This window comes from Comamonas sp., assembly GCF_036666375.1.
Lineage (GTDB): Bacteria > Pseudomonadota > Gammaproteobacteria > Burkholderiales > Burkholderiaceae_C > Comamonas.
Genome location: NZ_JAVWWA010000097.1, coordinates 1 through 8,073 on the forward strand (window position 1 = coordinate 1; position 8,073 = coordinate 8,073).

An 8,073-nucleotide genomic window follows, 5' to 3' on the forward strand; every position below is an offset into this window, starting at 1 on the left:
CTGGGCGCAGGTGGTGAAACAGGCCGGGGTGACGCTGGACTGAGCGGCCCCCGGCGCCTGGCTTACTCGGGCTTGATGCCGGCCTTGCGCACGACTTCGCCGTAGGACACGAGGCGTTCGGCCATCATTTTCTCGAAAGCCGCAGGTGTCATCTCTTCGGGCGGAATCACGCCGCGCGACTTGAGGCTCTCGATCATGGCGGGCTCGACCGCCGCCTTGCGTATCGCCTGGTGCAGCGCCGTGACAATCGGGGCCGGCGTGCCCGCGGGCGCGGCGATGCCTATCCACGAGGCCTGGTTCAGCGCCGGGAAGCCGAGTTCGGCAAACGTGGGCACATCGGGCAGCTGGGCCACGCGCGTCGCCGAAGCCACGGCCAGGGCGCGCAGCTTGCCGGCCTGGATGTGCTGCAGGAACACCACCAGGTTGTCGAGCGCGAACTGCACTTCACCGGCCAGCACGGCCGTGACGTATTGCGAGCCGCCGCGGTAAGGCACATGCACGGCCTTGGCGTTGACCGACAGCAGCAGCGACTCGGCATTGAGCTGGCCCATGCTGCCCGCGCCCGCCGAGGCGAAGTTGATCTGTCCTGGGCGCTCCTTGAGATAGGTCACCAGTTCGGCAAAGGTCTTGACCGGCACGCTGGGGTGCACGACCAGCACATTGGGCTGGCGGCCCAGGATGGCGATGTTCTCGAAGTCCTTGATCGGGTCGTAGCCCAGGTTGGACTGCACCAGCGGATTGGCCAGGTGGCTGCTTTGCGACGAGGCGACCAGCGTATAGCCATCGGGCTTGGCGCGCGCGACGAACTGCGCGCCAATCGAGCCACCCGCGCCGGGCTTGTTTTCCACGACGATGGGCACGCCCAGGGTGCGGCCCAGCGATTCGGTGTACTGACGGGCCATGATGTCGACCGAGCCGCCGGGCGGGAAAGGCACGACCAGCGTGATGGCGCGGGTCGGGTATTTGTCAGCGGCGAAAGCGGGCAGCGCGGCGGCGCCGGCCAGGCCCATGGCAGTGGCCAGCAACTGGCGGCGTGAAGTGGCGCAAGAGGTCATGTGAAGGTCGGACATAAAACAAACAACAACAGGAAAGCGGCAGGCGCGGCGGTTCAGCGCAGCGCCATGAGGGTCAGCGCCAGTGCCTGGGCACGTGGCACGAAAGTGGAGAGGTCGCAGAACTCGCGCTCGCTGTGGGCGTAGCCGCCCACGGGGCCGAGAGCGCACAGGCTGGGGATGCCCATGTCGGAAGTGATGCCGCTGTCCGCGGCGCCGCCCGTGCTTTCGGCCTGCACCGCAAAGCCGACCTGTGCGGCAGAGCGCTGGTACAAGTCCAGGATGTGGTCGGGTGTGCGCGCCATCGGCAGCGCGCCGCGCGACTCGATGATGCGGCCGCTGGTGCGCGGCAGCGACTCTTCCTCGATGATGGCCTGGATGCGCGCGAGCACGCCTTGCAGGTCGTTGTCGGCGGTATAGCGCAGGTCGGCGTGCGCGCTCGCAAGCGGTGCCACCACGTTGGAGGCCATGCCGCCCTGCACGAAGCCGACGTTCACGGTGATGCCGGGCTCGCAGCCGTTGAGCGCATGCAGCGCCAGGATCTTGCGCGCCAGCGCATCGATGGCGCTCGCGCCTTGCGCGGGGTTGATGCCCGCGTGCGCGGCCACGCCCTGCACTTCGAAATCGATGCGGTACGAGCCCTTGCGCTCGTTCACCACGTTGCCGCTGATGCGTCCGGGCTCGGCGTTGAGCACGGCGCGTGCGCCCTGCACATGCTTGCGTATCACATGGCGGCAGGCGGGCGAGCCCACTTCCTCGTCGCAGGTGAACAGCAGGTGCACGGGGCTGGCATTGCCGCCGAAACGCGCCAGGGCCTCGGCGACGAAGACGTTCATGACCAGGCCCGACTTCATGTCGGCCACGCCCGGACCATAGGCCTTGCCGTCTTCCACGCGCCAGGGGCGGGCCGCGGCCGTGCCCAGCGGGAACACGGTATCCATGTGGCCCATGAGCTGCAGGTGGCCCGTGGCCGCGGCGTCGCTGCCGGCCACGCGCGCCAGCAGGCAATCGCCCCAGCCCGGCTCGGGCAGGGTGTCCACGGCAATGCCGGCCGATTCCAGCCGCGCGCGCAGCACGGCCGCGACCTGGCGCGTGCCGGCTTCGTGGCCGCTGCCGCTGTCGATGTTGACGATACGGGCCAGCAGGTCGGTCATGGCCTGCTGCTGCGAAGCCAGCCAATCAAGCACGGCCTGGCTGGTGGAAGAAAGGGGCGCCGGGTCACCGGCTGTCGATGAAAGCAAGGACGATGGACTGGGATGTTGCGCGAAACTCATAGGACCTGGATCTGAGGGTATGCCGCTATTATTTCCTGTTTGGCAGCGCCCATTCGGGAAATCCCTGAAGTCCTGCCCCAAGGCCAGCGGCCTGTGCGCCGGCAGCAGCCCCTAGGCCTGGGCGATGGCCAGGAAACCGCCTTCGAGAAAAACGCACAGCGCATCGCTCAGGCCTGCCACCTGGCGCGAATCGAACGCGCCGCCCGACAGCGTCTCTATGCGGTCCGAGCGCGCGCACACCGACAGCATCGTTCCCACCGAGAAGGTGAAGGCGCGGTACAGATTTTCGCTGGGCACGCCGGGCAAGCTGCGCTGCAGCTGCGCCAGGTACTCGCGCGCCACGGCATTGAAGTGCTTTTCCGTCAGGTCCTTCCACTGCGCGTTCGCCGCCACCACCGCAATCAGCCGGGTGTAGTTGCGCCAGCCTTCATCGTCCGAGTCGGCGCGCGTCATCAAGGTGCTCACAAAGCTGGTGATCAGCGCGCGCAGCGGAATGGGCGCCGTGCCGTGCAGTGCCAGCAATTCGTCCAGGCGCCTCATCCGCTCGCGGTTCAGCACATCCGAGCGGCGCGCGATCACATGGTCCAGCAGCTCTTCCTTGGAGCCGAAGTGGTAGCCGATGAGCGCGAACTGGCATTGCGCCAGGGTGGCGATTTCGCGGATCGACGTGGCATGAAAGCCGGCATCGGCAAAGAGACGCTCGGCCGCATCCAGAATGCGCTGGCGCGTGGCCTCGCTGTCGGCACGGCGCTGGGGCGCGCGCAAGCGGGCTTTCGGCGCGGCTTTCGGACGGGATACGGTGTTCATGGTGCACATCCTAGATGATGAATTCCCGGTTGACGGCGTTTGCACGCTTAGTTTATACATACGTATAAGCAACAAAAATAGAGGAGACCCCCATGACGCAAGCCAATCCGCTGGACGGATTCAGTGTGGAGCGCGCGCAGATCGGCTATGTCGGCAATGAACTGCAGCGCCCGGAATGCATCCTGGCCGAGGCCGACGGTTCGCTGTGGAGCGCCGACGCGCGCGGCGGCGTGGTGCACATCGCCACCGACGGCACGCAGCGCTTCATAGGCCAGAGCGCCGATACGCGATTTTCCGCCGCCGGCAGCGCAAGCGTCGCGCAGATGGAAAGCCGTTTGACCACCGGCACGCTGCCCAATGGACTGGCTTTCTGCGCCGACGGCAGCATCCTGATCTCCAACTTCGGCAGCGACCGGCTGGAAGTCATGGACCGCGAGGGCCGCACGCGCACGCTGTACGACAGCATCGACGGCCAGCCCATAGGCAAGGTGAATTTCGTGCTGCGCGATTCGCGCGACCGCATCTGGCTGACGGTCTCGACGCGCGTCAACCCCTGGACCCAAGCGCTGGCCACAGGCGTGCGCGACGGCTATGTGGCCGTGGTCGAGAACGGCCGGTTGCGCGTGGTTGCCGACGGCTTCAGTTTCACCAACGAAGTGCGGCTCGATGCGCGCGAAGAGTGGCTGTACGTGGTCGAGACCACGGGGCCTTGCATCACCCGGCTGCGCCTGGACGAGTCCGATCCGGCCCAGGTCCGCCTCACCGACCGCCAGCTGTTCGGCCCCGCGCACCTGGGCGGCATGCCCGACGGCATTGCCTTCGATGCCTATGGCAACCTCTGGTGCACGCTGATCATGGTCGACCGGCTGGTGGCGATCACGCCCGAGGGCGAGCTGCGCACGCTGCTCGATGACGGCGACGCCGCGGCCAGCGCCCATCTGATGCGGCGCTTCGACGACCGCAGTTTGACCAGCGAGGACATGCAGCGCGCGCGCGGCAGCATCGCGCCCTGGATGGCCAGCATCACCTTCGGCGGCCCCGACCTGCGCACAGTCTATCTGGGCAGTCTGCTGGGCACGCGCATTCCCTTTTTCCGCTCGCCCGTGGCGGGCCTGCCCATGGTGCACTGGCGCGCGCCGAAGTGACCGCCCGGCTGCCGCAAGACAAAAAACCAACCACAACGGAGACAAGCATGACCTTTTACTGCCCCTCGCGCCGCCACGCCCTCGTGCTGCTGGCCGGCGCCCTGCCGCTGCTTGCCATGGCGCAGGGCGCCAGCTATCCGAACAAGCCGATACGCGTGGTCGTGCCCTTTGGCGCGGGTTCCTCGCCCGATGTGATCATGCGGCTGATGAGCGAGCCCATGTCCAAGGCGCTGGGCCAGCCCATCGTGGTCGAGAATCGCGCCGGCGCCAGCACCATCATCGGCGCGCAGAGCGTGGCCAGCGCGCCCGGCGACGGCTATGCGCTGCTCTACACCGTGAACAACACCACCTCGATCAATCCCTATGTCTACAAGACGCTGCCCTACAAGCCCGAGGATTTCGTGCCCGTGGTGCGCGTGCTGTCCGTGCCGTATGTGCTGGTGACATCGCCGCAGTCGCCCTACAAGACCCTGGCGCAGCTGATGGCCGCGGCCAGGGCCAAGCCCGACACCTTGACCTATGCGAGCTACGGCATAGGCCAGGGCACGCATGTGGCCATGGCCCGGATGCTGAACATGGCGGGCGCCACCATGGTGCATGTGCCCTACAAGGACAGCGCGCTGACCGACCTGATGGCCGCGCGCGTGGTCACGGCCTTCGATCCGTCCACCACCACCATCCCCTACATCAAGGCCGGCAAGCTGCACGCGCTGGCCGTCTCCGGCCCCAAGCGCATAGAGGCCTTGCCCGATGTGCCCACGGTCGGCGAAACCTTCCCGGGCTTTGTCGGCGACTCCTGGCATGGCCTGCTCGCGCCCAAGGGCACGCCGCCCGACGTGGTGAACAAGGTCAACGCCGTGGCGCAGACCATCATCGCCAGCGCCGGCTTTCAGGCGCGGCTCAAGGATCTGGGACTGGTGCCCGCAGGCGGCACGCCTGCGGACTTCCGCCAGTTCCTCAAGGACGACGCCCAGGGCTGGGCCAAGGTCGTGCGCGACAACCACATCCGCGCGGAATGAAGCGCGCTTGGCCCCATTGCATACGAAGGAGTCTCCCATGACACGCAAGATTGTCGACCTGTCCATCTATCTCGAAAACGATGTGGTCTCCGACCCGCCGGCGTTCAAGCCCGAGATCCAGTATTTCAGCCATGAGAACACCGTCGAGCAGATCGCCTCGTTCTTCCCCGGCCTGAAAAAGGAAGATCTGCCCGACGGCGAAGGCTGGGCCGTCGAAAAGGTCAGCCTGTCCACGCACAACGGCACGCATCTGGACGCGCCCTATCACTTTCACAGCACCATGGACAAAACGCTGGATGGCAGCAAGCCGGCCATCACCATCGATCAGGTGCCGCTGGACTGGTGCTTCCAGCCCGGCGTCAAGCTGGACTTCCGCCACATGGAAGATGGCTATGTGGTGACCGCGGCCGACGTCGCGGCCGAGCTCCGGCGCATAGACCATCAGCTGCAGCCGCTGGAGATCGTCGTGGTCAACACCCGCGCCGGCAGCCGCTATGGCCACGATGACTATGTCGCCGCCGGCTGCGGCATGGGCTACGAGGCCACCATGTACCTGCTCGAGCGCGGCGTGCGCCTGACCGGCACCGACGCCTGGAGCTGGGATGCGCCTTTCGTCTACACCGCCGAAAAGTACGCGGCCTCGCAGGATGCGGGGTTGATCTGGGAAGGCCATAAAGCCGGGCGCGACATCGGCTACTGCCACCTGGAAAAGCTCAACAACCTCGAAGCCCTGCCCGCGACGGGTTTCTTCATCAGCTGCTTTCCGCACAAGATCCGCGGTGCCTCCGCCGGCTGGACCCGGGCGGTGGCGATCTTCGACGAGCGCCTGTTTGCCGCGCTGCCCGCCTGACACCTGTGCCGGCGGCTGTACCGGCCCGGCGCCGCCGGCGCGCCATTTCCAGAAATCTTCCATGCATACGCTCAACCATACCCACGACGCCCAGGCGCGCAGCTGGCTGGCATCCGCCAATGCGCCCGACTGCGACTTTCCCATCCAGAATCTGCCGTTCGCCGTGTTGCGCCCGGCGGGCACGCAGCAGGCGTTTCGCGGCGCCGTCGCCATCGGCGATCAGGCGCTTGACCTGGCGGCGCTGGCCCGAATCGGGCTGCTGGCAGCGCCCGCGCAAGCCGCGGCCCAGGCCGGCGCGCAGGAAAGCCTCAATGCCTTGATGGCGCTGGGCCCGAGTGCCTGGAGCGCGCTGCGCCATGCGCTGTTTGCCCTGCTGCACCAGGCCAGCGCCGCCGAGCAGGCCGCGCTGCGCGACTGCCTGCTTCCGCTGGCCCAGGTGGAATACGCCGTGCCTGCGCGCATCGGCGACTACACGGACTTCTATACATCGCTGCACCATGCGCGCAACTGCATGCGCATCATGTACCCCGATGGCGACGCGACGCCCAATTTCCGCTGGATGCCCCAGGCCTACCACGGCCGCGCCTCGTCGGTGGGCGTCAGTGGCCAGCAGTTTCGCCGGCCGTTGGGACAGTCGCTGGCGCCGGGCGAGCAGACGCCGGTGTTCGCTCCTTGCGCCCGCCTGGACTACGAGCTCGAGATCGCCACCTGGATAGGCCAGGGCAATCCTGCGGGCGATGCCGTGGCGCTCGACGCCGCCGAGGCGCATATCTTCGGCCTGAGCCTGCTCAACGACTGGTCGGCGCGCGATATCCAGGTGTGGGAAATGCAGCCCCTGGGCCCGTTCAACGCCAAGAACTTCGCCACCACGGTGTCGCCGTGGATCGTCACGCTCGAAGCGCTTGCGCCATATCGCCTGCCCTGGAACCGACCCGCCACCGAGCCCCAGCCCCTGGCCTATCTGGAATCCGCCGCCAACCGCAGGCAGGGTGCGTTTGACATCCAGCTCCAGGTCACGCTGCAAAGCGCGCAGGCCACGGCCGCCGGACTGCGCGGGCGCAGCATCACGCAGACCAGCTTTCGCCACCAGTATTGGAGCATCGCGCAGATGCTGGCCCACCACACGGCAGGCGGCTGCAACCTGCAGGTGGGCGACCTGATCGGCAGCGGCACCATCTCGGGCCCGAGCGCCGGCGAGGCCGGGGCGTTGATCGAGCTCACGCACGGCGGCCAGCGGCCCGTGGACATAGGCCATGGCGAGCAGCGCGGCTTCCTCCAGGACGGTGACAGCGTGATCTTTCAGGGCTGGTGCGAAAAACCCGGAGCGGCGCGCATAGGCTTTGGCGAATGCCGCGGCACGGTGCTGGCCGCGCGCCCGGTCTGACGTCTGCTGCGCGCGCGGCACGCATAGACGGGCATCAAGCCAGTGCGGCAATCGCGTCGATGGTGGCTTGCGGCACTTCGATGCCTGCGGCCGCTTCGGCCCGGGCCAGCAGGTCGAAGCGCCGCTGTCCGGGCAGGCGCACGCCTTCGTCCACCAGCATCGCCGCAATCAGTGCCTCGATGCGCTCGGCGTACACCGCCGTGCCGGCCAGGGCGCCGGGATCGATCACGATGAAGGCCTGGCCCAGGCGCGGCTGGTTGCCTTCGTCTTCGAAGAAGGTGTCGGCCTCGGCGCCGAAGTGCGCGCCGGTCAGCGTGGTGACCAGCAATTCGACGATCAGCGCCAGCATCGCGCCCTTGACGCCGCCCATGGGCAGCATCGAGCCCTGCATGCCCTTTTGGGGGTCGGTGGTCGGCTGGCCTTCGGCGTCCAGCGCCCAGCCCAGCGGAATGGACTCGCCTTTCTTGGCCGCGACCATGAGCTTGCCGCGCGCCACCTCGGACAGCGACAGGTCGATGCTGAGGGGGCGGGCGCCGCTGCGC

The 8,073-nt window shown here is 67.4% G+C and carries 8 protein-coding genes; 4 read left to right on the forward strand and 4 right to left on the reverse strand.

The genetic code is table 11. The annotated features are described in order from the left end of the window. Positions 1-62 precede the first annotated feature (62 nt). From RR928_RS19405 to RR928_RS19415, 3 genes are all read right to left on the reverse strand, one after another. Positions 63-1,055 (reverse strand): tripartite tricarboxylate transporter substrate binding protein BugE, encoded by a 993-nt coding sequence (locus RR928_RS19405; protein ID WP_442881631.1) that lies wholly within the window; start codon positions 1,053-1,055, stop codon positions 63-65. Between the two features lie 53 nt (positions 1,056-1,108). Beyond that, positions 1,109-2,293 carry a M20 family metallopeptidase gene (locus tag RR928_RS19410; RefSeq protein ID WP_332549233.1) on the reverse strand — a complete coding sequence of 395 codons (1,185 nt, stop codon included), beginning with the start codon at positions 2,291-2,293 and terminating at the stop codon, positions 1,109-1,111. Positions 2,294-2,437: 144 nt separating this feature from the next. Beyond that, a complete protein-coding gene (locus RR928_RS19415) occupies positions 2,438-3,133 on the reverse strand; it encodes a TetR/AcrR family transcriptional regulator (protein ID WP_332549231.1) in 696 nt (231 codons plus the stop codon). A 92-nt stretch (positions 3,134-3,225) separates the two neighbouring features. On the opposite strand from RR928_RS19415, the gene RR928_RS19420 reads away from it, so the two are divergent. The 4 genes from RR928_RS19420 to fahA all read left to right on the forward strand — a co-directional run bounded on the left by RR928_RS19420 (position 3,226) and on the right by fahA (position 7,531). Next, positions 3,226-4,278, forward strand: coding sequence for an SMP-30/gluconolactonase/LRE family protein (locus RR928_RS19420; protein WP_332549229.1), 1,053 nt, complete (start codon positions 3,226-3,228; stop codon positions 4,276-4,278). A 47-nt stretch (positions 4,279-4,325) separates the two neighbouring features. Continuing rightward, positions 4,326-5,297: a Bug family tripartite tricarboxylate transporter substrate binding protein gene (locus tag RR928_RS19425; protein ID WP_332683824.1), complete on the forward strand. Its 972-nt coding sequence runs from the start codon at positions 4,326-4,328 to the stop codon at positions 5,295-5,297. 37 nt (positions 5,298-5,334) lie between these two features. Continuing rightward, positions 5,335-6,147, forward strand: a complete 813-nt coding sequence (locus RR928_RS19430; RefSeq protein ID WP_332683825.1) for a cyclase family protein — start codon at positions 5,335-5,337, stop codon at positions 6,145-6,147. A gap of 61 nt (positions 6,148-6,208) precedes the next feature. Continuing rightward, entirely contained in the window at positions 6,209-7,531 is a 1,323-nt protein-coding gene (gene fahA, locus RR928_RS19435; RefSeq protein ID WP_332683826.1) for a fumarylacetoacetase, read from the forward strand. Positions 7,532-7,565: 34 nt separating this feature from the next. Here fahA and RR928_RS19440 read toward each other — a convergent pair. After that, on the reverse strand, positions 7,566-8,073 hold a 508-nt coding region (locus RR928_RS19440), incomplete at its 5' end, for an Ldh family oxidoreductase (RefSeq protein ID WP_332683827.1).

What these genes read in the sequence shown, in the direction of transcription:
- RR928_RS19415 (WP_332549231.1), bottom strand. Translation starts at nt 3,133, where the DNA reads ATGAACACCGTATCCCGTCCGAAAGCCGCGCCGAAAGCCCGCTTGCGC.
- fahA (WP_332683826.1), top strand. Translation starts at nt 6,209, where the DNA reads ATGCATACGCTCAACCATACCCACGACGCCCAGGCGCGCAGCTGGCTG.
- RR928_RS19430 (WP_332683825.1), top strand. Translation starts at nt 5,335, where the DNA reads ATGACACGCAAGATTGTCGACCTGTCCATCTATCTCGAAAACGATGTG.
- RR928_RS19405 (WP_442881631.1), bottom strand. Translation starts at nt 1,055, where the DNA reads ATGACCTCTTGCGCCACTTCACGCCGCCAGTTGCTGGCCACTGCCATG.
- RR928_RS19420 (WP_332549229.1), top strand. Translation starts at nt 3,226, where the DNA reads ATGACGCAAGCCAATCCGCTGGACGGATTCAGTGTGGAGCGCGCGCAG.
- RR928_RS19425 (WP_332683824.1), top strand. Translation starts at nt 4,326, where the DNA reads ATGACCTTTTACTGCCCCTCGCGCCGCCACGCCCTCGTGCTGCTGGCC.